This is a genomic window from Chitinophaga solisilvae, assembly GCF_009928525.1.
Classification (GTDB): domain Bacteria; phylum Bacteroidota; class Bacteroidia; order Chitinophagales; family Chitinophagaceae; genus Chitinophaga; species Chitinophaga solisilvae.
In genome coordinates, this window is the sequence record NZ_JAABOK010000005.1 from 257,960 (window position 1) to 281,623 (window position 23,664).

19 protein-coding genes are annotated in these 23,664 nt (G+C 47.0%); 10 read left to right on the forward strand and 9 right to left on the reverse strand.

The features are described 5' to 3' along the window. Nucleotides 1-120 precede the first annotated feature (120 nt). Both GWG06_RS11995 and GWG06_RS12000 read right to left on the reverse strand, forming a co-directional pair. Nucleotides 121-1,320 carry a pyridoxal phosphate-dependent aminotransferase gene (locus tag GWG06_RS11995; protein ID WP_160713483.1) on the reverse strand — a complete coding sequence of 400 codons (1,200 nt, stop codon included), beginning with the start codon at nt 1,318-1,320 and terminating at the stop codon, nt 121-123. A 114-nt stretch (nt 1,321-1,434) separates the two neighbouring features. Then, complete coding sequence (locus tag GWG06_RS12000) at nt 1,435-1,800, reverse strand: DUF1573 domain-containing protein (protein ID WP_235938304.1); 366 nt, start codon at nt 1,798-1,800, stop codon at nt 1,435-1,437. A 236-nt stretch (nt 1,801-2,036) separates the two neighbouring features. Here GWG06_RS12000 and GWG06_RS12005 point away from each other — a divergent pair, with 236 nt between their 5' ends. The 3 genes from GWG06_RS12005 (at nt 2,037) to GWG06_RS12015 (ending at nt 6,603) form a co-directional block, all read left to right on the forward strand. Continuing rightward, nucleotides 2,037-4,439, forward strand: a complete 2,403-nt coding sequence (locus tag GWG06_RS12005; protein WP_160713485.1) for an alpha-ketoacid dehydrogenase subunit alpha/beta — start codon at nt 2,037-2,039, stop codon at nt 4,437-4,439. A 212-nt stretch (nt 4,440-4,651) separates the two neighbouring features. Then, the gene (locus GWG06_RS12010) at nt 4,652-5,614 is read left to right on the forward strand and encodes a D-2-hydroxyacid dehydrogenase (protein WP_160713487.1); all 963 of its coding nucleotides are present in this window, start codon (nt 4,652-4,654) and stop codon (nt 5,612-5,614) included. A 266-nt stretch (nt 5,615-5,880) separates the two neighbouring features. Then, nucleotides 5,881-6,603, forward strand: coding sequence for a response regulator transcription factor (locus GWG06_RS12015; RefSeq protein ID WP_160713489.1), 723 nt, complete (start codon nt 5,881-5,883; stop codon nt 6,601-6,603). 92 nt (nt 6,604-6,695) lie between these two features. Here GWG06_RS12015 and GWG06_RS12020 read toward each other — a convergent pair whose 3' ends face one another. Next, the gene (locus GWG06_RS12020) at nt 6,696-7,406 is read right to left on the reverse strand and encodes a YebC/PmpR family DNA-binding transcriptional regulator (RefSeq protein WP_127042522.1); all 711 of its coding nucleotides are present in this window, start codon (nt 7,404-7,406) and stop codon (nt 6,696-6,698) included. Between the two features lie 140 nt (nt 7,407-7,546). Further along, entirely contained in the window at nt 7,547-9,046 is a 1,500-nt protein-coding gene (locus tag GWG06_RS12025) for an amino acid permease (protein ID WP_127042524.1), read from the reverse strand. Between the two features lie 200 nt (nt 9,047-9,246). Here GWG06_RS12025 and GWG06_RS12030 point away from each other — a divergent pair, with 200 nt between their 5' ends. The 3 genes from GWG06_RS12030 (at nt 9,247) to GWG06_RS12040 (ending at nt 12,603) form a co-directional block, all read left to right on the forward strand. Next, a complete protein-coding gene (locus tag GWG06_RS12030) occupies nt 9,247-10,542 on the forward strand; it encodes a dicarboxylate/amino acid:cation symporter (RefSeq protein ID WP_160713491.1) in 1,296 nt (431 codons plus the stop codon). 53 nt (nt 10,543-10,595) lie between these two features. Then, nucleotides 10,596-11,291, forward strand: a complete 696-nt coding sequence (locus tag GWG06_RS12035) for a DedA family protein (protein WP_127042528.1) — start codon at nt 10,596-10,598, stop codon at nt 11,289-11,291. A 76-nt stretch (nt 11,292-11,367) separates the two neighbouring features. Then, entirely contained in the window at nt 11,368-12,603 is a 1,236-nt protein-coding gene (locus tag GWG06_RS12040; protein ID WP_160713493.1) for an MFS transporter, read from the forward strand. Here the strand turns inward: GWG06_RS12040 and GWG06_RS12045 are convergent, their stop codons facing one another. The 3 genes from GWG06_RS12045 to GWG06_RS12055 all read right to left on the reverse strand — a co-directional run bounded on the left by GWG06_RS12045 (nt 12,604) and on the right by GWG06_RS12055 (nt 14,819). Continuing rightward, nucleotides 12,604-13,065, reverse strand: coding sequence for a MarR family winged helix-turn-helix transcriptional regulator (locus GWG06_RS12045; RefSeq protein WP_127042533.1), 462 nt, complete (start codon nt 13,063-13,065; stop codon nt 12,604-12,606). A gap of 212 nt (nt 13,066-13,277) precedes the next feature. Beyond that, nucleotides 13,278-14,219: a malate dehydrogenase gene (gene mdh / locus GWG06_RS12050; protein ID WP_127042535.1), complete on the reverse strand. Its 942-nt coding sequence runs from the start codon at nt 14,217-14,219 to the stop codon at nt 13,278-13,280. A gap of 105 nt (nt 14,220-14,324) precedes the next feature. Next, nucleotides 14,325-14,819, reverse strand: a complete 495-nt coding sequence (locus GWG06_RS12055; protein WP_127042537.1) for a peroxiredoxin family protein — start codon at nt 14,817-14,819, stop codon at nt 14,325-14,327. Nucleotides 14,820-15,008: 189 nt separating this feature from the next. Here GWG06_RS12055 and efp point away from each other — a divergent pair, with 189 nt between their 5' ends. From efp to accC, 3 genes are all read left to right on the forward strand, one after another. Next, nucleotides 15,009-15,575: an elongation factor P gene (gene efp / locus GWG06_RS12060; protein WP_127042539.1), complete on the forward strand. Its 567-nt coding sequence runs from the start codon at nt 15,009-15,011 to the stop codon at nt 15,573-15,575. A 138-nt stretch (nt 15,576-15,713) separates the two neighbouring features. Next, nucleotides 15,714-16,196: an acetyl-CoA carboxylase biotin carboxyl carrier protein gene (gene accB, locus GWG06_RS12065; protein WP_127042541.1), complete on the forward strand. Its 483-nt coding sequence runs from the start codon at nt 15,714-15,716 to the stop codon at nt 16,194-16,196. 113 nt (nt 16,197-16,309) lie between these two features. Further along, nucleotides 16,310-17,647 (forward strand): acetyl-CoA carboxylase biotin carboxylase subunit, encoded by a 1,338-nt coding sequence (accC, locus tag GWG06_RS12070; protein ID WP_127042543.1) that lies wholly within the window; start codon nt 16,310-16,312, stop codon nt 17,645-17,647. 68 nt (nt 17,648-17,715) lie between these two features. On the opposite strand, the gene GWG06_RS12075 is transcribed toward accC, so the two are convergent. Both GWG06_RS12075 and GWG06_RS12080 read right to left on the reverse strand, forming a co-directional pair. Continuing rightward, the gene (locus GWG06_RS12075) at nt 17,716-18,531 is read right to left on the reverse strand and encodes a hypothetical protein (protein ID WP_160713495.1); all 816 of its coding nucleotides are present in this window, start codon (nt 18,529-18,531) and stop codon (nt 17,716-17,718) included. A gap of 300 nt (nt 18,532-18,831) precedes the next feature. Next, nucleotides 18,832-21,021: a glutamine synthetase III family protein gene (locus GWG06_RS12080; protein ID WP_127042547.1), complete on the reverse strand. Its 2,190-nt coding sequence runs from the start codon at nt 21,019-21,021 to the stop codon at nt 18,832-18,834. Between the two features lie 326 nt (nt 21,022-21,347). Here GWG06_RS12080 and purL point away from each other — a divergent pair, with 326 nt between their 5' ends. Then, nucleotides 21,348-23,573, forward strand: a complete 2,226-nt coding sequence (purL, locus tag GWG06_RS12085) for a phosphoribosylformylglycinamidine synthase subunit PurL (protein WP_127042549.1) — start codon at nt 21,348-21,350, stop codon at nt 23,571-23,573. Nucleotides 23,574-23,664: the final 91 nt, after the last annotated feature.

Consider the following 23,664-nt stretch of genomic DNA (forward strand, 5'->3'; position numbering starts at 1 on the left):
AAAATGCAATAGGCAGATGTTAAATAATGATGATTTTAATATAAAATTGATATATAAAATTTATTATAATATATTTTCACTTCTTTCTTTAACAACTGCCTCCGCATTTTCAACATAAAATTATTTGCTGGTACGACCCGGATATGCTTCCAGCGCTTTTTCCAGGCAAACCATCGCATGACGAATTGCATCTGTATTCAGTACATACGCCAGGCGCACTTCATCTTTACCCAGCCCCGGTGTTGCATAGAATCCGGTAGCAGGAGACATCATCACTGTCTGCCCTTCATAGGAGAAAGATTCCAGTATCCACTGGCAGAACTTATCTGAATCATCAATCGGTAAGCGTGCCATCGCGTAGAAAGCTCCGCCCGGATTGGGACAGAACACGCCCGGAATAGCATTCAGTGCTGCAATCAGCACATCGCGGCGGTTCTGGTATTCCGCCTTGATACCGTCGAAATAATCTGCCGGCAGGTCCACGGCTGCTTCACCTGCAATCTGTGCGAAGGAAGGAGGGCTCAGGCGGGCTTGCGCCAGTTTCATAGCCGCATCCAGTACAGACTGGTTTTTGGTCACAAATGCCCCAATACGGCCACCGCAGGCGCTGTAGCGCTTGGAAATGGTATCCATCAGAATCACGTTCTCTTCCATACCTTCCAGGTTCATGGCGGAGAAGTGAGAACCGGAATAGCAGAACTCACGGTAAGCCTCATCAGAAAACAGGAACAGGTTGTATTTCAGGCACAGCTGCTTCAATACTTCCATCTCTTCCTGACTGTATAAATACCCGGTCGGATTATTCGGGTTGCATATCATAATGGCTTTGGTGCGCGGTGTGATAGCTTTTTCAAAATCAGTCATCGCTGGTAATGCGAAACCGGTTTCAATGCTGGAAGTAATGGTTTTGATCTTTACTTCCGCCTCAACTGCAAAGCCGTTATAGTTGGCGTAAAAAGGTTCCGGAACAATAATTTCGTCTCCCGGATCCAGGCAGGCCATAAAGGCAAAAATAATCGCCTCAGAACCGCCGGTGGTAACAATGATCTGGTTGTGGTTTACATCGATATTAAACCGGTTGTAGTACGTAACCAGTTTCTTGCGATAACTTTCATTACCCGCGCTGTGGCTGTATTCCAGGATCTTGAAATCAGAGTGCCGGACTGCATCCAGAATAGGTTTCGGCGTTTCAATATCGGGCTGGCCGATGTTGAGGTGATACACTTTGATACCTTTTTTCTTGGCTGCTTCGGCAAAGGGAACAAGCTTTCTGATAGGAGAAGACGGCATCTGCACGCCTCTCTGGCTAATGGTAGGCATAAAATTGTTTTGATTCTTTTTTGCCCTGCAAAGATAGGGCTTGGGGAGGCAAGGGGCAACAAAAAAACCTTACAGTTATTCACTGTAAGGTTTAATAATATGATGCAAAAAAAATTATCTGTTGTTTGCGCTCACTGTACCGGTCAGGTGCAGTTCCTTATCTACATCAACACCTCTGAATTTAACCCAGATGGTTTTGTTCTGCTGACCTGCGCCATTGGCACTGTAGCTGGCAGTGATTTTACCTTTTTTGCCAGGTAATACCGGCTCCTGTGTCCATTTTGGTGTAGTGCAACCGCAGCTCGCACGGGCTGATTCAATTAACACCGGCTCCTTGGAGATATTGGTAAATTCAAAATCAACGGTAACAGGCTTGTTCAGCTCAGTTTTACCGAAATCAACCGTTTCTTTCGCAAATTTTACTTTGGTATCTGCAGGGCTGGTCTGAGCCTGTGCCCATAAAGCTGTGGTTAACAGCATGCTAGCAAATAGGGATAAGATAAACTTTTTCATTTTCATATGATGGTTTTTAGCGCGACTTGGTTAAAAAATATAAATATCTTTCTTGCCAGAGACAAATTTACGGCCAAAAAGTATTACATACCTTACAATTTATTAAATTCTTATTAAAAAAAATAAGATTATTTTAAATGAAGAAGTTACATGCATTTTTCAACTGTATAATTAACCTTACTTTTGTACTTTAACCAAGAGGCATGATAGAAAATAACGAACTATCTATGAATATAGAAAGCCGGTTGTCATTCGAAGAATTCCGCAAGGAAGTGTTAAATGACTACAGGCTGGCCTGCGAAAGCAGGGAAGTTAGTCTGCTGGCCCGTAGGGAAGTACTTACAGGGAAAGCTAAGTTTGGGATTTTTGGCGATGGGAAAGAAGTGGCGCAGGTGGCCATGTCCAAATACTTTAAGCCAGGAGACTTCCGTTCCGGTTATTACCGCGACCAGACTGTTGCGTTTGCCACTGGTATTGCTACTCCAGAACAATTTTTTTCGCAGTTATATGCTGACCCCGATCAGCAACACGATCCTTTCTCCGGAGGCAGGCAGATGAATTCCCATTTTGCCACGCCTAACCTGGATAAAGACGGCAACTGGCTGAACCTTACTGCCATGAGAAATTCAGCGGCGGATATGGCGCCTACGGCAGGACAGATGCCCCGTTCCCTCGGACTGGCCTACGCTTCCAAAATGTTTCGCGAAGTAGAAGCCCTGCACGACTTCAAAAACCTCTCTGAGAACGGCAATGAAATATGCTTTGCCACTATCGGTGACGCCTCTACGTCGGAAGGCCATTTCTGGGAAACCATGAATGCAGCCGGCGTTCTGCAGGTTCCGCTGGCAGTATTTGTGTGGGACGATGGCTACGGCATCTCCGTACCCCGCAAGTATCAGACAACTAAAAACTCCATCAGTGCCGCACTGGAAGGCTTCCGCAAAGCGGACGGCACCAATGGCTTTGATATCTATAACGTGAAAGGCTGGGATTATGCCGGCATGTGCGAAGTGTTTGAAAACGCTATCCGCAAAATCCGTGAAACCCACGTGCCCGCACTCTTCCATGTGGAAGAAATCACGCAGCCGCAAGGCCACTCTACCAGTGGTTCCCACGAACGCTATAAAAGCAAGGAACGCCTCTCCTGGGAAAAGGATTTTGACTGTAATCTCAAAATGAGATCATGGATCATTGAAAATGCCCTGAGCGACGAAGATACCCTGTCAAAAATCGAAGCCGACGCTAAAACGCTGGCACAGGAAGCCCGCAGAGCTGCCTGGGAAAAATATATTTCTCCCATCAAGGAAGAAGTACAGCGCTTTATCAGCCTGGCTGCTCCGGTAGCGGCTATCCCCGGCGCCAATGCTGCCTTTGTGGAAAAAGAAATCAGGGAGCTGCAGGCAAACCGTGAGCCACAGCGCAGAGACATCTTCAAGGCTGCTGCCGCTATACTGGTAAGACATAAGTCTTTACACACGGATGCCGCCATACAGGCATTACAACAGTACTACAACAACTACCAGCTCGCAGAAAAGAATAATTACAATTCCCTGCTGCATGCTACCGGCGTAAACTCTGCCCTGAATGTACCCGTTGTACCGGCAGTTTATGGCGAGGAGGGCATCACCCTGAACGGATACGAAATACTGAATAAATATTTTGATCAGCTGTTTTCCAGCAACCCGAAAGTATTTGCCTTCGGAGAAGATGTGGGTAAAATCGGCGACGTAAATCAGGGCTTTGCCGGATTACAGCAGAAACACGGTCCGCTTCGTATAACCGATACCGGTATCCGTGAACTGACTATCATGGGACAGGGTATTGGTATGGCGCTGCGCGGCCTGCGCCCCATCGCTGAAATCCAGTACCTGGATTATCTCCTGTATGGCCTGCAGCCGCTGAGCGACGATGTTGCTACCTTGCAATACCGCACCAAAGGTATCCAGCACTGCCCCATCATCGTACGTACCCGCGGCCACCGCCTGGAAGGCATCTGGCACAGCGGTTCTCCCATGGGCATGATTATTAACTCCCTGCGCGGTATACATGTATGTGTACCAAGGAATATGGTGCAGGCAGCCGGTATGTACAATACCCTGCTGCAGGCCAATGAACCGGCGCTGGTTATTGAATCGCTGAATGGCTACCGCCTGAAGGAAAAATTACCGGCTAACCTGGACGCCTATACGGTGCCGCTGGGTATTCCGGAAGTACTGAAGGAAGGTACGGATGTAACCCTGGTGACCTACGGCTCCATGACACGTATTGTGGAGGAAGCCATGGTAACCCTGGAAGAACTGGGTATCTCCTGCGAACTGATTGATGTACAGACTTTACTTCCTTTTGATATTCACCACAGTATTGTGGAATCACTGAAGAAGACCAACCGTATTGTTTTCATTGATGAAGACGTACCGGGAGGCGGCACTGCTTATATGTTCCAGCAGGTAATGGAACAGCAGGGTGGCTACCGCTGGCTGGATGTTGCTCCGCGCACTATCAGCGGCCAGGCTCACCGCCCGGCTTATGGTTCCGATGGAGATTACTTCTCCAAACCCAACACAGAAGATGTGATCCAGGTAGTGATGCAGATGATGGAAGAATAGCCTGCCGTCATTACCCGCAGATATAATTGGCGAAGCCACCGCATTATGCGGTGGCTTCTGTGTGATAAGCAGTTGTTTAGTTGCAGGCTAAGTTGTTTGCTTATTATGGCGGGGCAAAGGTGTAGGATTTTTTTGACAGGAAACAGGGAGTAGCGCTGACTTAATGATTATTTAATTCATCTGTAATATTTTCACCGTACAAACTGACGATCATGAAGAACATAGTTGTATTGGACGGATACGCACTGAACCCCGGAGATCTGGACTGGGCTCCGTTGCAGGCATTGGGAAAGGTAACCATTTATGACCGCACACCGCCGCAGGAAGTAGCCGCGCGGGCTAAGGACGCGCATATCCTGTTAACCAATAAAGCCATTGTGGACGCAGCAGTCATCAGTGCGCTGCCTTCCCTGGAATACATCGGCGTAATGGCTACCGGGTATAATGTAGTGGATATCGCTGCTGCTACCGCCCGGAAGATTCCGGTAACCAATGTGCCGGCATATAGCACTGCTGCCGTGGCGCAGCTCACTTTTGCGCTGCTCCTGGAGTTGTGCCATCATACCGGACTGCACGCCGAGAGCGTGAGGAAAGGTGAGTGGGCCACCAGTGTGGACTTTAGTTACTGGAAGACACCCCTGACGGAGCTGGACGGGCTTACTTTCGGAATAGTAGGCTTCGGGCAGATAGGACAGGCTGTAGCACGCATTGCTCTGGCATTCGGGATGAAGGTAATAGCACACCACCGCCATCCGGAAAGGGATAAAATGGAAGGAGTGGTATTTACAGATCTGGCCACCTGTTTCCGGGAGGCAGATGTGGTATCATTGCATTGCCCGCTGAACAAGGACAATCAGCAGTTTGTAAATGCAGCCTTGCTGAAAACGATGAAGCCTGCCGCATTTCTGATCAATACCAGCCGCGGTCCGCTGATTCAGGAGGCCGACCTGGCGGCGGCATTACACAATGGCGTGATTGCCGGGGCAGCGCTGGATGTATTGTCTGCCGAGCCTCCCGCAGCAGATCACCCGCTGGTGACGGCGCCGGGTACTATTATTACACCGCATATTGCCTGGGCTACCAGGGCTGCAAGAGGCCGCTTGCTGAAAACAGCGATTGGTAATGTGCAGGCTTTCCTGTCCGGATTACATCAAAATAATATCAATAAAATATAATAAAGTATTGCTCTTTATCATTTGAAGGAAGCACCTATATTTTAGTGTTTTTCTATCAGAGGTTTATGTATGAATAATTCATATCCGGCAGGTATTGAACAAAGTGAACGAAAACGCAAAACTGAATAGAATGGCCATCGGTTTTGTTATATTTTTGAAAACGTATTATTTACCCTTATAAATATTAAATATATCATTTTGATAGGGTACTTCTGACGATCCAGTACGTTTTAATGTTATCATAAAGTTCAAAATTCAACCGAAATATGAAATCACGTATTCTTTTGGTAGAAGATGATGAGTTTTTTGCAAAGGTGTTGAAAAGACAACTGGAGCGCGCCAATTTTGATGTAACCCACGCAGCAGACGGTCAGGCCGGCTGGGAAAAATTTCAGGAAACAATTTATGACCTCTGCATTCTGGATGTGGTCATGCCCAGGAAAGACGGCTTTACCCTGGCGGCGGACATCCGTGCGATGGATTTTAATATTCCGATAGTTTTTACTTCTTCGCGCTATATGGAACGCGACAGGCTGGAAGGGTTTGACATAGGGGCAGATGATTATCTGGTAAAACCTTTCAATACAGATGAGCTGATCAGCCGTATCCGCGTCTACATCAAGCGCAGCAAATTGCTGCGCAGCGAGAAAAGGATTATCTATACGGTGGGCAACCTGATATTTGATTATTCACAGCTGCAGCTGAAACATAAGGACCTGCAGAACTATGTACGCGTGGCGCCGAAAGAAGCGGAGCTGCTGCGTTACCTCTGTGAAAATTCCAATAAAAAGCTGAAAAGAGAACATATTCTGGCCAATGTCTGGGGGGCTGACGGCTATCTTGCACAAAGGGTGATGGACGTATATCTGAGCAGGTTACGCCGTCACATCGCGATGGACCCGTCCATCAGAATCGAAACCTTTCATGGAAAAGGGCTGATGCTGGTGATTAACGAGCTGGACAGAACCCATGTTATTGCGAAAGCCTGATGGCTATTGTTTCTTAAACCTGATAAAAGCAAACGTTCCGGTGACAGACCGGAACGTTTTGTTTATATAACGAATGTGACAGAAAAGCGGTGTTATTTCAGGTTGTAGAAAACAGCCTGTACGTCGTCATCCTGCTCAAGGCGGTCTACCAGTTCCAGTACTTCCTTGGCCTGTTCTTCATTCAATTCCACCGTAGTGGAAGGAATGCGTTTCAGATCAGAGCTGATGACTTCCAGTTTTTTATCTTCCAGGGCCTTAGCCATATTGCCGAATTCAGTGAAAGCTGCACGGATAATGATGTTACCCTCACTATCTTCCCCGATTTCTTCCAGACCGAAATCAATCAGTTCCAGTTCCAGTTCTTCCAGGTTCTGGCCATCATTTTTTACTTTGAACTCACCCACGCGGTTGAACAGGAAACCTACAGAACCGCTGTTGCCGAGGCTGCCGCCGCCTTTGGTGAAGTGCATGCGGAGGTTGGCAACGGTACGGGTGGTATTATCGGTAGCAGTATCAATGATTACAGCCACACCATGAGGAGCATATCCTTCGTACACTACTTCTTCGTAATCGGTTTTATCTTTACCCATTGCACGCTTGATAGCCGCATCTACGCGGTCTTTCGGCATGTTTACGCTTTTGGCGTTCAGGATACAGCGGCGAAGGGCGGGGTTATTATCGGGATCAGGACCGCCGGCTTTTACGGCGATGGCAATTTCTTTTCCGATTCTTGAGAATGCTTTCGCCATCTTATCCCAGCGGGCAAACATGGTCGACTTTCTTACTTCAAATATTCTTCCCATTTGAGTGGTATAATTATTAGTTACTTAAAATCAGAGTGCAAAAATAAGCGATTATCAACAAGTGGTGAAAAGCAAACGGTGAAAAGTGAAAATGATAGCCATTTTCTCTTTTCACCGTTTTGCCAGATATTGTAAATCAATTAGTTGTCAGACAATTTACGAGCCTTACTATGTTTTACGCTATAACCGAAGTATACAATGAAGCCGAGCCCCAACCAAACGAAGAGGCGGGCCCAGTTTTCCAGTCCGAGGCTGATAATCATCAGCAGGCAGATAACAGCGCCCAGGATCGGAATGAAAGGTACCAGCGGTGTTTTGAAGGCGCGCGGAGCCTCCGGATTATTTTTACGCATAACGATAACGCCGATGCACACCAGCACAAACGCAAAGAGGGTACCGATGCTGGTCATATCGCCCACCACGTTATCAGGGATGAAAGCCGCAAAGAGAGATACAAACACAAAGAACATCCACTGGGAAAGGTACGGTGTGCGGTATTTCGGATGCAGTTTAGAGAAGATCGCCGGCACCAGTCCGTCGTTACTCATAGAGTAGAATACCCTTGTCTGACCCAGCAGCATCACGAGGATTACAGAAGAGAAACCTGCGAGAATAGCCACGGTAATAAAGGTAGATAACCAGGTGTAGCCAGGCATATAAGTATCAATTGCATAGGCTACAGAGGCTTCACCACCAGCTTTCAGGAAGTCCTGGAACGGTGCAATACCGGTCAGTACAAAGGAGAAGAGGATATATAACAGCGTACAGATACCCAGTGAAACGAGGATACCGATAGGCATGTTTCTTTTAGGATTTTTGGTTTCCTGTGCCGCGGTAGATACGGCATCGAAGCCGATGAAGGCGAAGAACACCACGCCTGCGCCGCGTAATACTCCCGGCCACCCGTGATTCCAGAAGTTCGCGTAGTTAACAATCTGGCCGTTGTGCATTTTCACGCTGCCCGCATCAGCAGGGATAGTGAACGGCGTATGATGGGCCGGATTGATAAACTGCCATCCCAGGAAGATGAATAACAATACGATGGCAACTTTAGTGATAACGATGATGTTATTCACAATGGCGGAACTATGCGTGCCCCGGATAAGCAACAGCGTCAGCGCCAGCAGGATGAACAGGGAAGGAACATTCATAATACCTGTTACGCCGGCGTCGGAGGTTTCAAACGGGCTATGGCACCATTCGTATGGTATGCTTATATGGAAAACATTCGTTAGCAGCTTGTTGAGGTACTGGGACCAGCCGATGGCAACGGTAGCGGCTCCCAGTGCGTATTCCAGCACGAGATCCCACCCGATGATCCAGGCAATAAATTCTCCTAAAGTGGCGTAGGAATAAGTATAGGCACTACCGGCAATAGGGATCATGGATGCAAATTCTGCATAGCATAAACCGGCAAGGGCGCAGCCGATAGCTGCAATAATGAAGGAGACGGTAACTGCCGGGCCGGCGTGCTGGCCTGCAGCAGCAGCAGTTCTTACAAAGAGACCTGCGCCGATGATGGCTCCGATGCCCAGGGCAATGAGGGAACCTGCACCCAACGTTCGTTTCAGCCCTTTTTCAGAGTCCGAGGCCTCAGACAATAAAACAGATAGTTGTTTTTTAGCAAATAGTTTGCTCATACGCAGCGTATTGTGGTTGATGTTTTAAGGTAGTTTAGCTTTGTTGTGATTTGTGTTGATCGTCAAATATAATATCCAAAAATCAAATCCGGTACTTTTATTTTACCTCTGAAAGCGCATTTGTACCGGCAGAACCTTATTTTTGGGAAATTTTCCGGTTACAACTAAAATATTTTAAGAAGAAAAAATTCTCGCGCTGCATGAAGAAATCATCGAATCTGTTAACATTATTCATTTTTATTGCCATGTTGTTGGGAATCGGTACTGGTTACGCCGTATACTCCATTTATGGTACCCCCGCAGCGGCAGCTGTTCCCGGTGGGCCTGTACAACAGAGCACCGCACAGATTTTTGCAGACAGGATTTCCATTCTTACAGATATATTTCTTCGCCTGGTAAAGATGATCATTGCACCACTGGTATTTTCAACGCTGGTGGTAGGAGTGGCCAAAATGGGCGATATCAAGGCGGTAGGCCGTATTGGTGGTAAAACCATGCTGTGGTTTATCAGTGCAACCTTTGTATCATTGTTTCTCGGACTGGTGCTGGTGAATATTATGAAGCCGGGCATTTCTCTGAATCTGCCCCTGCCTGATACACATGCAGCCACCGGTATAGCCAAGGCTGATATGACCCTGAAAGGGTTTTTCCATCACGTAGTACCGGACAGCGTTATTGACGCAATGGCTAAAAACGAGATACTTCAGATAGTTATTTTCTCGTTATTCTTTGGTATTGCGGCAGCTGCCATCGGAGATAAGGCGGCGCCGGTAGTAAAGCTGATGGATGCTATTGCGCATATCATGCTGAAAGTAACCGGTTTTGTGATGAATTTCGCTCCATTTGCCGTATTCGGTGCTATGGCTGCCATCATTGCGGTGAAAGGCCCCGGTATACTTATTACCTATGGCAAATTCATTATCCAGTTTTATGCAGGTCTGCTGAGTTTATGGGTGGTATTGGCGCTGGTAGGGTTCCTCATTCTGGGCAAACGGGTATTCCGTTTGCTGGGAGGCATCAAAGATCCGCTGCTGCTGGCTTTCGGTACTGCGAGCAGCGAAGCGGCATATCCCCGCACCATGGCTGAACTGGAAAGATTTGGCTGCGATAACCGCATTGTAAGTTTTGTATTACCGCTGGGCTACTCCTTTAACCTGGATGGCTCCATGATGTATATGACCTTTGCCAGCCTTTTTATTGCACAGGCTTATGGCATGCACCTGGGTATCGAACAACAGATTACCATGTTGCTGGTACTGATGATTACCAGTAAAGGAATTGCCGGTGTGCCGCGCGCTTCCCTGGTGGTAATTGCCGGCACATTGTCCATGTTCCATATTCCGGAGGCCGGCCTGCTGCTGCTGCTGGGTGTGGATCACCTGCTGGATATGGGCCGCTCTGCCACCAACGTTATCGGTAATGCCATGGCAACCGCCGTGGTGTCCAAATGGGAAAACAAATTAGGCCCTTCAGATGCCACTGAAAGCCTGAGTTAACAAATACCTAACAGATTATTCTTTATTTTACCGATTCTGAAAGATTTATTAGCATGGACCAGATTTTAGAGTTTTTCAAACACCTCATTAATCCCTCGTGGATTATAGAACACGGTGGCCTATACCTGTTATTGGCAATTATTTTCGCGGAAACCGGCCTTTTCATCGGCTTCTTCCTCCCCGGTGATTCACTGCTTTTTGTAGCCGGTATCTACAGCGAAGACCTTTGCCGCAGCTTCTTCGATGCGCCTTTTGTTGTAATTATGCTGCTGATAGCCATTGCCGGCGTACTGGGAAACATGGTAGGCTTCTGGTTCGGGCAGAAATCCGGTCCGCTGATGTTTAAAAAGAAAGATACCTTTTTCTTTAAACAGAGACACCTGCACCAGGCACACGATTTCTTCGTGAGATATGGTGGCGGCGCTATATTCTTCGCGCGCTTCCTGCCCATCATCCGTACATTTGCGCCGATTGTGGCCGGTATCGTAGGCATGGAAAGAAAGAAATTTATGTTATTCAATATCGTAGGTTCATTTGCCTGGGTATTCTCCATGATGCTTGCCGGACATTACCTGGACAAACTGTTCCCGGATCTGAAGAATCACCTGGAGCTGATTATCCTGGTGATAGTGCTGATTACTACTGCGCCGGTTATCATTAAGCTGATTTCCGGAAAAGTAAAACACCGGCACGATGACCACGACCATACCAACCCCGAAGTTCCCAAAGCAACCGATTCTGCTGTATAAAAATATTCACTGAAAAAAGGACCGTAAATGGTCCTTTTTTTTTATTTTCCCCGTTATTATTTATCAACCAAGCCACATGAAAACTGAAACCCGTCCGGTCTCCATATTTAATATAGCCGTGATTGTTGCCTCGCTCGGATATTTTGTAGATATCTACGATCTGCTGTTATTTACCATTGTGCGCGTACCCAGCCTGAAAGAATTGGGGTTGCCTCAAAGTGAGATTGACAGCGGCGCCGGTATGTTACTGATTAATGTGCAGATGCTGGGATTACTGATCGGTGGCATCTTTTGGGGAATCATCGGAGATAAGAAAGGACGGCTGAGCGTATTGTTCGGATCTATTCTGATTTATTCCGTAGCCAACATTGCCAATGGCTTTGTGCAGGGCATCAACGGATATCTGCTATGGCGCTTTGTAGCCGGTTTCGGGCTGGCAGGGGAGCTGGGCGCAGGAATTACACTGGTATCGGAAATTCTGCCGAAGGAGAAAAGAGGATACGGAACGATGATAGTTGCTACTGTAGGCGTTTCCGGCGCGGTGGCTGCGAACCTGATCGCCAAACTGGTTGGCGACTGGCGTATCTGTTATTTTATAGGAGGCGGATTGGGCCTGTGTTTGCTGGTATTGCGCGTGAGTGTGATGGAGTCGCACATGTTTAACGCTGTGAGGGCGTCATCGGCTGCCAGGGGCAGTTTCCTGGCCCTGTTCACCAGTTCGGAAAGACTGTTGAAATACCTGAAATGTATGCTGCTGGGCACGCCTACCTGGTTTGTAGTGGGGATACTCATCGCTTTCTCCAATAAATTTGCCGTAGAAATGAAAGTGAATGGTACTATCAACCCCGGCGATGCCATCGCGTTTTGTTATGCGGGGTTGACAGTAGGAGATCTGGCTTCCGGCCTGATCAGCCAGTTATGGCGAAGCCGCCGCAAGGTGATGCTGCTGTTCCTGGTATTTACCTCTGTTATGGTAGCTGTTTACCTGAACATGCATGGCGCTGAAAAATGGTGGGTGTATACCGTATGTTTCCTGATGGGCTTCAGCGTTGGGTTCTGGGCCATATTCGTGACCATCGCAGCGGAAAGTTTTGGCACCAACCTGCGGGCCACGGTAGCCACTACCGTACCTAACTTTGCGCGGGGTATGTTACCGTTGATTTCTATATTGTTTATACAGGTGCAGAAATATTTCACTTTTTTGCAGAGCGGGGCCATTGTTGCAGTGGTATGCATCGGCATTGCCCTGATCACTGCCTGGAGTATTGAGGAAACTTTTGGAAAGGACCTGAATTACCTGGAAGAGATATAATCAGTGATAGCTTTCCAGCATTTTGTCCAGTAATTTATTCAGCTGACTGAGGTCTTTTTCATTCAGCGATTTAAAGGCATCATTCATCTGGCTGATGTCCTGGTCAATGACACTGAGCAGTTCCAGTCCTTTGGCAGTAATACGTACATCCACGGCTCTTCTGTCCAGCTCGCAGCTTCTGCGTTCAATCAGTTCCGCTTTTCTGAGTCTTTCCACCAGGCGGGATACATCGCTCATTTTGTCCAGCATTCTTTCTTTCAGCACGTTGATGCTGGCTGCTTTAGGATGCTGTCCGCGCAGTATGCGCAATATATTATACTGCTGCATGGTGATATCGTAGCGTTTGAAGAATTGCTGATGGCGGGAGGTGATCCAGTTTCCGACGAATATGAGACTAACCAGTCCCCGTTGATAATCATTTTCAAAATTCTTTTGAGTAATAAGTTTTTCAAGATTAGACATACGCTGAGAGTTAAACAAAAGAGTGCTGCCCGCGTAGAAGTATTTCATTCCTATTACTTTACAGGGGTGCTATATCAAAATTACGAATCTTTTTTAACACTGCTAAACGAAAGGTGATGCATTTAGCAGGATAATAAGGGGAGGAGATAAAAAAATCGGGCTGACCAGCCGTAAGATAACGCTGATCAGCCCAATAAATATATTCATGCACGTTAGGCGGTGGCAGACTGCATTTTATCCAATACGTCCATCACTTCTTTTACGTGTTTGGCAGAGGTGCTCAGTAATTCTTTTTCTTCGTTGTTGAGATCAAGCTCCAGTATTTTTTCGATACCATTTTTACCCAGTACAACGGGTACACCGAGATAGATATCTTTCAGGCCGTATTCGCCGGTGAGCCATGCGCAGACAGGGAATATGCGTTTTTCATTTTTAACGATGGCTTCCACCATCTGAGCTGCAGCAGCACCTGGAGCGTACCAGGCGGAAGTGCCCAGCAGGTTGACGATTTCGCCGCCGCCTACTTTGGTGCGTTGAATGATGGCTTCCAGTTTATCGGCAGCCACAAGTTCCGTAACCGGGATACCGCTTACAGTGGTGTAGCGGGGCAGCGGCACCATGGTGTCGCCGTGGCCACCCATGAGAATAGCCTGAATATCTTTCGGAGAGCAGCCTATTTCATCTGCCAGGAACGCGCGGTAGCGGGCAGTATCGAGGATACCGGCCATACCGAATACCTTGTTGCTGTCTTTTTTAGCAGTCAGGAAAGCGCAATACGTCATTACATCCAGCGGGTTGCTTACCACAATGATAATGGCATCCGGAGAATGTTTGATAATATTTTCAGTAACGGATTTAACGATGTTGGCATTGGTGGAAATCAGGTCATCGCGGCTCATACCGGGTTTACGGGGCAGACCGGAAGTAATTACCACCACATCGCTGTTGGCGGTTCTGGCGTAGTCATTGGTTACGCCGGTTACTTTGGTACTGTAATAATCAATGGGAGCTTGCTGCCATGTATCTAATGCCTTTCCTTCAGCTGTTCCTTCTTTAATATCCAATAAAACCACTTCCTGTAGAAAATCTCTATGGGCCAGCACATTGGCGCAGGTCGCGCCCACATTTCCAGCTCCTACTACTGTAACTTTCATTTTGTCTATAGCTTTAAAAGTGAAGAATGATTATTTATAATAAACAAATGTAATGATTCACGATCAGATAAAATGCCGGAACAGCAACTATTTAACAGCGTTTTCTCAGTTCATGTAATGCAGCAGGGAATCCAGTTTTACAGTACCTTCGAAGCCTTTTACAAACTGTTGTTTTTTATCGTACAGGTATAAACCAGGGAAATAATGCAGGTCATAGAAATACATGATCTGCCGGGTTGGCTCACTGGCCATAATCACATTGGGGTAATTCCGGATGTTATAGTGGTCGTAATACTCCTTCATCTGGTCTACCTTGAAAGGAGTAACCATCAGGATCTGTGTTTTTTTGAATTTGTCTATATTCTTTAATACTTCTTCTGTAAGATGCTTACAGTGATCGCAATCCACGCTGAAAACAAAAACCATGGTTTTTTCGTTTTTCCGGAGATCATTTTTGGTGATGGTATGTCCGTCGGATAAGGTCAGCGGGAAAGCGGGAATAATCGGGTATTGCAGATATGGTGCTTTCGGAGTAGCTTTTGTCTGAGCATTCAGGAACACGGGTATCCAGCATAAAAAGGCTAAAAAAACATGACGCATACTGATAAAAGTTTCTTGATTTATGGTTCAATTTACCCCTTTAATGTCATTTATTGGAGAAAAAAGACGAAAATTGGACCGAAAAGAGACTATTCTGCCTATTTTTGGGAATTAGTTGCTCGTTCATATGCAAAAATTTCTACTTTTGCAATCCGTATAAATTTTTAACTTAAAATCAGTAACCTATTTATGGCTACCACCGCAGATATCAGAACAGGATTAATCATCAAGCTGGATAACAGCTTATATTCTGTTGTAGAGTTTGGTCAAAACAAAACCGCCCGCGCTGCAGCAAAAGTTTGGGCTAAATTGAAGGGCGTTGATAATAGCCGTTCCATAGAACACACCTGGAACTCCGGCGATACCATCTTCCCGGTTCGTATCGAGAAGAAAGCCTTCCAGTATTTATATCAGGATGATACCGGCTACAACTTCATGGATAATGAAACGTTTGAGCAGATCGCTATGGCTGAAAGTGCGATTGACGCACCTCAGTTCCTGAAAGAAGGTCAGGAAGTAAGCGTTCAGATCAACACAGAAACTGAACAATACATGGCGGTTGAACTGCCTGATAAAATTGTGGTAAAAGTTACTTACTCCGAACCCGGCGTAAAAGGCGATACCGCTACCCGCACACTCAAGCCTGCTACCGTTGAAACCGGTGCTACCGTTATGGTGCCGCTGTTTGTAAATGAAGGTGAACTGATCCGTGTGAACACCAAAAACGGTGAGTACATCGAAAGAGTAAAAGAATAGCCAATTATTTTTTCATTTTATTATTTTATTATTTGAGATGTTAGGCCAGGCCCGTTCCTGCCTTGAAGCAAAGTCTCCAATAATAAAATAATAAAATCTCAAATTTTAGCAATAATTTCTAAACCAAAAACTGTCTACATGGACTTTAAACAGATTCAGGAACTGGTAAAAATGATCAACAAATCAAATATCAGTGAACTGAGCATTGAACAGGACAAGTTTAAGATTACAATAAAGCAGAAAGATAACGAAGTACAACAGGTAATTGCTGTGCCTGCAGCAGCACCTATCCAGACGGTAGCAGCAGCACCGGCTCCTGTGGCGGCGGCACCAGCTCCGGCAGCAGCAGCAGCGGCTCCGGCAGCTCCTAAGGCGGCTGACAACCTGATTACCATCAAATCTCCGATGATCGGTACTTTTTACCGCAGCGCAGGTCCGGATAAAGCGGCATTCGTGAACGTAGGCGACGAAATCCAATCCGGTAAAGTGGTTTGCATTATCGAAGCCATGAAACTGTTCAACGAAATTGAAAGCGAAATAGGCGGCAAAATCGTGAAAGTACTGGTGGATGACGCTTCTCCGGTAGAATATGATCAACCTTTGTTTTTAGTAGAACCGTAATAATAGCCTTTAGCTTTTAGTAGTTAGCCTTTAACCTTCCGGGGTTAGAGGCTATCTGCTAAAAGCTAATTGTTTTATGCTATTTGCTATTATATCAACTTATAAGAAAAACAATGTTCAAAAAAATATTGATTGCCAATCGTGGTGAAATTGCCCTTCGGATTATCCGTACCTGTAAGGAGATGGGTATCAAAACGGTGGCAGTTTATTCTACAGCAGATAAAGACAGCCTGCACGTGAAGTTTGCAGATGAAGCCGTTTGTATCGGAAAGCCACAAAGCAGCGAGTCTTATCTGAATATCCCTCACCTGATGGCCGCAGCCGAAATTACCAATGCAGACGCTATCCATCCGGGATACGGCTTCCTGGCTGAGAATGCGCGCTTCGCGGAAATCTGTGGGGAACACGGTATCAAATTTATCGGCCCTACTCCGGATATGATCCGTAGAATGGGAGATAAAATGACTGCCAAAGAAACAATGATTGCTGCAGGGGTACCCGTTATTCCGGGTTCTGAGAGCCTCCTCCAGAGCGTGGAAGAAGCAAAATCCATCGCAAAGGGCATGGGCTATCCGGTAATCATTAAAGCCACTGCCGGCGGTGGTGGTAAAGGGATGCGTGTGGTTTGGGAAGAAAGTGAACTGGAGAATTCCTACAACATGGCTAAAAATGAAGCCCGTGCTGCTTTCAATAATGACGGTATCTACATGGAGAAATTCGTGGAAGAACCCCGCCATATTGAAATTCAGGTAGCCGGCGATCAATACGGAAAAGTATGCCACCTGAGTGAAAGAGACTGCTCTATCCAGCGCCGTCACCAGAAACTGGTGGAAGAATCTCCTTCTCCTTTTATGACGCCCGAACTGCGTGAAAAAATGGGAGAAGCTGCTATCAAGGCCGCCAGTGCGATCAACTACGAAAGTGTTGGTACCATTGAGTTCCTGGTAGACAAGCACCGTAACTTCTACTTCATGGAAATGAATACCCGTATCCAGGTAGAACACGGCGTTACCGAAGAAGTGATCAACTTTGATCTCGTGAAAGAACAGATCAAAATCGCTGCCGGTATTCCTATCTCCGGTAAAAACTATACACCGCAGATGCACGCGATCGAGTGCCGTATCAATGCGGAAGATCCGTACAACGACTTCCGTCCGTCTCCCGGAAAGATCACAGTACTGCATATCCCCGGTGGTCATGGCGTACGTGTGGATTCCCACATCTACGCAGGTTACGTGATCCCGCCATACTACGATTCCATGGTGGCTAAAATCATCACGATGGCGCAAACCCGTGAAGAAGCGATCAATACTATGGAACGTGCGCTGAGCGAATTCGTGATCGAAGGCGTGAAAACCACGATTCCTTTCCATCAGCAGCTGATGCGTGATGAGAATTTCCGTAAGGGTAACTTTACCACGAAGTTCACTGAAACGTTCAAACTCGTATAACCATTAACGTTATATAGCAAAGCTCCGGGGATTTTTCTCCGGAGCTTTTTGTTTGTAGCCTGGTGGTGTTAATAATACAGGATAGACGCCTGTGCTGCATTTATGCACGGGAGTGTATAAATGCCGTTATGCCACAGTGAATCCGGTATGGTAAATGCCAGCGGCAAACGGTGACTGTTATAATTAAACGCCTGAACTGCATTGTTCCTGCTGTAGTCTCTGCTGAGAAACTGCCATAACGGATGCAGGCGGTGATAATTCACGTGGTTATCATACTGAGGATAGATGTCATATTCGCTGCATTCATCCGGACAAAACAGGTTATCGCTGATATGAATTTTCCAGGCGTTACCCAGCGCATTGTAATAATAATCATGGGCGACGATCCGCCGGCCGGCGGATTTTTTATTTACAGGGCCGGGAAGAAATTCTCTGACCGTTTTAATGATCCGGTGCAGGTTATCATATGTGTAAGCCGTAGTACTAATGGGTTGCAGATCATTTACCGGGAAAACATAATATTCGGTATCCCGTACAATCCGGTTTAAATGATCGTACCGGTACCGGTGTAAAAAATCATAGATGTCTTCCGTCGTGTAGGCGCTTTTTCTGCTCACCATCCGCTGCTGGTTATCATACTTGAAGGTGAACTGGTTCCAGCCGGTTTCATAATGCTGTGGAACAATGGACAGCGGGTTACCGTAGCTGTTATACGAAAAGGTGAATGTATCGGGTTGGCCCTGGTGAATAACGGCTATTTTAGCAATGCCGGCAGGCCGCGATGGCACGGGCCATTCGCCGGGACGGGGTTTGATGCAGTTGCTGAAGCACAGGACAGCTGCGGCTATCATGCAGCCGGCAGGGAGTAACTGATATTTTTTCATGGGTGAAAAATCTGGGATTGGAGGGTGAATAAAAATGATGTCTTCCTGGTGGATCCGGTATCAGGGAAAGGTTTCGGGGTAATAAACGTTTATTGCTGTATCGAATGTAGGAAGAAGTTATCAGCTAAACAACGGCAACATATTTTCGTATAGTCCTGTCAGTTATAAAGGGCGTATCTGCAGTGCTGTATTCCTGTTGCATGCGGATTGGCGGGCTAAGTAGTATTACTGATTTTTTAAAAAAACAAAGCCCCGGATAAAGATCCGGGGCTAATCATACACCAAAACAATCTTACGGTTTTATCGCAAGAAAAGCAGTTCTCTGTATTTAGGCAGCGCCCATTTCTTGTCGTCCACCAGGAATTCCAGTTTATCGGAGTGGTAGCGGATAACGTCGAAATACGGCTTGATTTTTTCGCAGTAGTCGATCGCTTTCTGGCGGCTGTCAGTCAGCTTGTTGGCCAGTTTGCGGGCTTCTATCATTGCCTGAACATTTTCACTGATTACGTTGATATGTTCAGAGATTTTAGCGGCAATTTGTTGCTGTGCTTTATAGGAGGCTTCACCCATACCAATTTCTTTCAGTCCGCGGATATTGCCGATCAGTTCATTGAGATAGCTGATAGCAGAAGGCAGAATGGTATTGGTAGCCAGGTCGCCGATTACACGGGCTTCGATTTGTACTTTCTTCACGTAGTCTTCCAGCAGGATTTCGTGGCGTGCGTGTAATTCTTTCTCTGTGTAAACCCCGGTTTCAGTATAGAGGGCAGTGGCTTTAGGTGTGATCATCGCATCCAGCGCTTTAGGCGTGGTTTTGATGTTCTGTAAACCTCTTTTTTCTGCTTCTTTTTCCCATTCTTCGCTGTAGCCGTCGCCTTCGAATAATACTTTTTCCGAATCTACAATATATTTACGAAGAGTTTGCATAATTGCAATCTCTTTTTTCTCACCTTTTTCGATCAGCCCGTCAACTTCGGATTTGAAATCGGTCAGGGTCTTGGCTACGATGGTGTTCAGCACGGTCATGGCGGAAGCGCAGTTAGCGGAAGAACCTACGGCGCGGAACTCGAACTTGTTGCCGGTGAAAGCGAACGGAGAAGTACGGTTACGGTCGGTGTTATCCAGCATCAGTTCCGGAATGTGGCGGTGCAGATCCAGTTTCAGGATAGCTTCGTCCTGTTCGTCGAACTTGTTGCTTACGCGGGATTTTACTTCCTGCAGTACGTCGTAGAGGTATTTACCGGTGAATACGGAAATGATGGCCGGAGGTGCTTCGTTGGCGCCCAGGCGGAAGTCGTTGCTCGGAGAAGCAATGGCAGCTCTCATCAGGTCTGCGTAGTCGTGTACCGCTTTGATGGTATTCACAAAGAATGTGAGGAACATCAGGTTGGTTTTCGGCGTTTTACCGGGAGCCAGCAGGTTAACGCCGGTGTCGGTAGACATGCTCCAGTTATTGTGTTTACCGGAACCGTTGATGCCTGCGAAAGGTTTTTCGTGCAGCAGCACTTTCAGTTTGTGGCGTTTGGCCACTTTATTCATGACGTCCATCAGCAGTGAGTTGTGGTCTACTGCGATGTTCACTTCTTCAAATATAGGTGCGCACTCGAACTGGGAAGGAGCCACCTCGTTGTGACGGGTTCTCAGCGGAATGCCGAGTTTGTAGGACTCTTCTTCGAAATCGCGCATGTAAGCGTAGGCGCGTTCAGGAATGGCGCCGAAGTAGTGGTCTTCCAGCTGCTGGCCTTTGGAAGGAGCATGACCTACTACGGTACGGCCGGTCATGATCAGGTCAGGACGGGCATTTGCCATAGCTTCGTCCACCAGGAAGTATTCCTGTTCCCAACCCAGGGTACCGGTTACTTTGGTGACATTTTTATCAAAATAGTTACATACGTCAACGGCAGCCTTGTCCATCGCAGCCAGCGCTTTCAGCAGCGGGGCCTTGAAGTCCAGAGACTCGCCTGTATAGGAAACGAAGATTGTTGGTATGCAGAGTGTTTTGCCGAAACCCTGTTCCAGGATGAAGGCAGGTGAAGACGGATCCCATGCAGTGTAACCGCGGGCTTCGAAAGTAGCTCTCAGACCACCGTTCGGGAAGCTGGAAGCATCCGGCTCCTGTTGAACCAGCGCATCGCCGTCAAAAGTTTCCAGCGCAGTGCCGTCTCCTTTCAGGGTAAAGAATGAATCGTGCTTTTCAGCAGTTGTTCCTGTTAAAGGCTGGAACCAGTGGGTGTAGTGAGTTACACCTTTCTTCATTGCCCAGGCTTTCATACCGGAAGCAATCTGCTCAGCCATTTTGCGCTCGAGCTTTGTACCATTCTTAATGGAGTTCATCAGGCTTTTGTAAGCCTCATCACTCAGGTATTCCCTGACAATTTTTCCAGTAAAAACATTGCTGCCGAAAACTTCAGTGATTTTACCGTTATGTTCGGTGAGTTTGGAGTCTACGCCAGCTAATCCTTCCAGCGCGGTGAAACGTAACGATTGCATGCTGTAATTAATTTTACACAAAAGAACGCATACCTCTCTGTAAATGCAAATATTTTGTTCAGTTTAACCAAAAAATTACAATACAGAATTTTAAAACGTTGTTTTTTTGAGATTTTTATAAAAAATAATACACCTGATGTCTGAAAACTGATAAATTAAAAAAATAATAATATGAAAGAAAGCGCTTAGAAATGATACCCCGGTTCCGGATATCCCTATTCCATCCGTAACTGCGCAATTCTTGCGGCCCCTTTCTTGGCATTTGCCGTAAAATCATGTAGGTTTGCATCTTCTTTTTAATTACTCGTTTTTTTATACTTAAATACATGCAAACCACCGTAGAAATTGCTGAACAGCTGGGACTTACTGCTGACGAGTTTGAACGAATTAAATCCATCTTAGGCCGCACCCCCAACTTTACCGAATTGAGTATGTACTCCGTTATGTGGAGTGAGCACTGCTCTTACAAGAACTCTATCGTGTGGCTGAAATCACTGCCCCGCGAAGGCGACCGCCTGCTGGTAAAGGCAGGGGAAGAGAATGCCGGTCTTGTTGATATCGGGGATGGATTGGCTGTTGTATTTAAAATTGAATCACACAATCACCCGTCTGCCATCGAACCCTTCCAGGGCGCTGCCACAGGCGTTGGTGGTATCCACCGCGATATCTTTACCATGGGCGCACGCCCTATCGCAGCACTCAACTCCCTGCGCTTCGGTAATATCAATGATAAAAAAACACAACACCTGGTTAAAGGTATTGTACATGGTATCGGCCACTATGGTAACTGCTTCGGCGTTCCTACCGTTGGCGGTGAAACCTATTTCGAAGACTGCTACGGCACCAACCCGCTGGTAAACGCGATGAGCGTTGGTATCGTAAAAGTAGGCCAGACTGTTTCCGCTACCTCTCACGGTGAAGGCAACCCCGTATTCATCGTGGGCTCCGCTACCGGTAAAGATGGTATCGGCGGCGCTTCCTTTGCGTCTGCGAACATCACGGAAGACAGCGTGGAAGATCTGCCGGCTGTACAGGTGGGCGATCCCTTCCAGGAAAAGAAACTGCTGGAAGCCTGCCTCGAAATCATCAAAACCGGCGCTATTGTTGGTATGCAGGATATGGGCGCTGCCGGTATCACCTGCTCTACTGCCGAAATGAGCGCAAAAGGCGAACACGGTATGCATATCTGGCTGGATAAAGTTCCTACCCGCCAGGACAACATGAAAGGATGGGAAATGCTGCTGAGCGAAAGCCAGGAACGTATGCTCATCGTTGTGAAAAAAGGTCAGGAAAAACCAATCCTCGATATCTTCGAAAAATGGGACCTGCACTGCGTTCAGATCGGTGAAGTAACCAAGGATAAAAACCTGAAATTCTACATGAACGGCGAACTTGAAGCAGATGTTCCGGCGGAAAGCCTGGTACTCGGCGGAGGCGCCCCCCAATATCACCGCGCTTATACCGAGCCGGCCTACTTCCAGAAAGTAAAGGCTTTCGATATCCAGAACGTACAGGATACCGAGAACCCACGCTTCGTGGCGGAAAGAATCATTGCTTTACCTAACATCGCTTCCAAACGCTGGATCTACAACCAGTACGACAGCATGGTAGGTACTGCCAATGCCAGCACCAACGCACCAAGCGATGCTCCGGTGGTACTGATCAAAGGGTCTAAAAAAGCCCTGGCTATGACCACCGACTGTAACAGCCGCTACGTTTTCGCTGACCCGCATAAAGGTGGTCAGATCGCAGTTGCAGAAGCTGCCCGTAACATCGTCTGCTCCGGCGGCGAACCAGTAGCTATCACCAACTGCCTGAACTTCGGTAACCCTTACGATCCGGAAGTTTACTACCAGTTCGTACACGCTGTACAAGGTATGGGTGAAGCATGCCGCAAATTCAACACACCTGTTACAGGCGGTAACGTGAGCTTCTATAACCAGTCTCCGGACGGCCCTGTTTACCCAACGCCAACTATCGGTATGGTGGGTATCCTCGACAGCATGGATCAGCGGATCACCCTTAACTTCAAGGAAGCCGGCGATCTGATCTACATGATCGGCCGCAACCGCAATGATATCAACAGCTCTGAATACCTGCACAAAATTATCGGTATCGAATTCAGCCCTGCACCGCACTTCAACCTCGAGGAAGAACTGCACCTGCAGCAGGCTATCGCCAAACTGAACAAAGCCGGCCTGCTTCAGTCCGCGCACGATATCAGCGAAGGCGGTTTATTCGTAACTGCTATGGAAAGCGCTATGGCGGGCGGTCTCGGATTTGAACTGCACCTGAACGAGAAATTCCGCAGAGATGCGAACCTCTTCGGTGAAAGCCAGAGCCGTGTAGTCGTTACCGTTAAACCTGCGGATAAAGAGAAATTCGAAGCACTCATGCACAGCCTGGTAGACGCTTCCGATGTTTCCGTACGTTACGAGAAAGCGGGTGTGGTAACCGGCGATCACGTTAAAATAAACGGCGAAGACTGGGGCAAACTGCAGGACTGGAAAAAAATCTACGATACCTCTATCGAAGAACACCTCAAAAAATAAATGTAATTATTTAGTTATTTGAGATTTTATATAAATCAGGAAGCCCCCGGAATATTTTGGGATTTTCGGATTTTCAAATGTTGAAATTTTA

What these genes read in the sequence shown, in the direction of transcription:
- GWG06_RS11995 (WP_160713483.1), bottom strand. Translation starts at nt 1,320, where the DNA reads ATGCCTACCATTAGCCAGAGAGGCGTGCAGATGCCGTCTTCTCCTATC.
- GWG06_RS12000 (WP_235938304.1), bottom strand. Translation starts at nt 1,800, where the DNA reads ATGCTGTTAACCACAGCTTTATGGGCACAGGCTCAGACCAGCCCTGCA.
- GWG06_RS12005 (WP_160713485.1), top strand. Translation starts at nt 2,037, where the DNA reads ATGATAGAAAATAACGAACTATCTATGAATATAGAAAGCCGGTTGTCA.
- GWG06_RS12010 (WP_160713487.1), top strand. Translation starts at nt 4,652, where the DNA reads ATGAAGAACATAGTTGTATTGGACGGATACGCACTGAACCCCGGAGAT.
- GWG06_RS12015 (WP_160713489.1), top strand. Translation starts at nt 5,881, where the DNA reads ATGAAATCACGTATTCTTTTGGTAGAAGATGATGAGTTTTTTGCAAAG.
- GWG06_RS12020 (WP_127042522.1), bottom strand. Translation starts at nt 7,406, where the DNA reads ATGGGAAGAATATTTGAAGTAAGAAAGTCGACCATGTTTGCCCGCTGG.
- GWG06_RS12025 (WP_127042524.1), bottom strand. Translation starts at nt 9,046, where the DNA reads ATGAGCAAACTATTTGCTAAAAAACAACTATCTGTTTTATTGTCTGAG.
- GWG06_RS12030 (WP_160713491.1), top strand. Translation starts at nt 9,247, where the DNA reads ATGAAGAAATCATCGAATCTGTTAACATTATTCATTTTTATTGCCATG.
- GWG06_RS12035 (WP_127042528.1), top strand. Translation starts at nt 10,596, where the DNA reads ATGGACCAGATTTTAGAGTTTTTCAAACACCTCATTAATCCCTCGTGG.
- GWG06_RS12040 (WP_160713493.1), top strand. Translation starts at nt 11,368, where the DNA reads ATGAAAACTGAAACCCGTCCGGTCTCCATATTTAATATAGCCGTGATT.
- GWG06_RS12045 (WP_127042533.1), bottom strand. Translation starts at nt 13,065, where the DNA reads ATGTCTAATCTTGAAAAACTTATTACTCAAAAGAATTTTGAAAATGAT.
- mdh (WP_127042535.1), bottom strand. Translation starts at nt 14,219, where the DNA reads ATGAAAGTTACAGTAGTAGGAGCTGGAAATGTGGGCGCGACCTGCGCC.
- GWG06_RS12055 (WP_127042537.1), bottom strand. Translation starts at nt 14,819, where the DNA reads ATGCGTCATGTTTTTTTAGCCTTTTTATGCTGGATACCCGTGTTCCTG.
- efp (WP_127042539.1), top strand. Translation starts at nt 15,009, where the DNA reads ATGGCTACCACCGCAGATATCAGAACAGGATTAATCATCAAGCTGGAT.
- accB (WP_127042541.1), top strand. Translation starts at nt 15,714, where the DNA reads ATGGACTTTAAACAGATTCAGGAACTGGTAAAAATGATCAACAAATCA.
- accC (WP_127042543.1), top strand. Translation starts at nt 16,310, where the DNA reads ATGTTCAAAAAAATATTGATTGCCAATCGTGGTGAAATTGCCCTTCGG.
- GWG06_RS12075 (WP_160713495.1), bottom strand. Translation starts at nt 18,531, where the DNA reads ATGAAAAAATATCAGTTACTCCCTGCCGGCTGCATGATAGCCGCAGCT.
- GWG06_RS12080 (WP_127042547.1), bottom strand. Translation starts at nt 21,021, where the DNA reads ATGCAATCGTTACGTTTCACCGCGCTGGAAGGATTAGCTGGCGTAGAC.
- purL (WP_127042549.1), top strand. Translation starts at nt 21,348, where the DNA reads ATGCAAACCACCGTAGAAATTGCTGAACAGCTGGGACTTACTGCTGAC.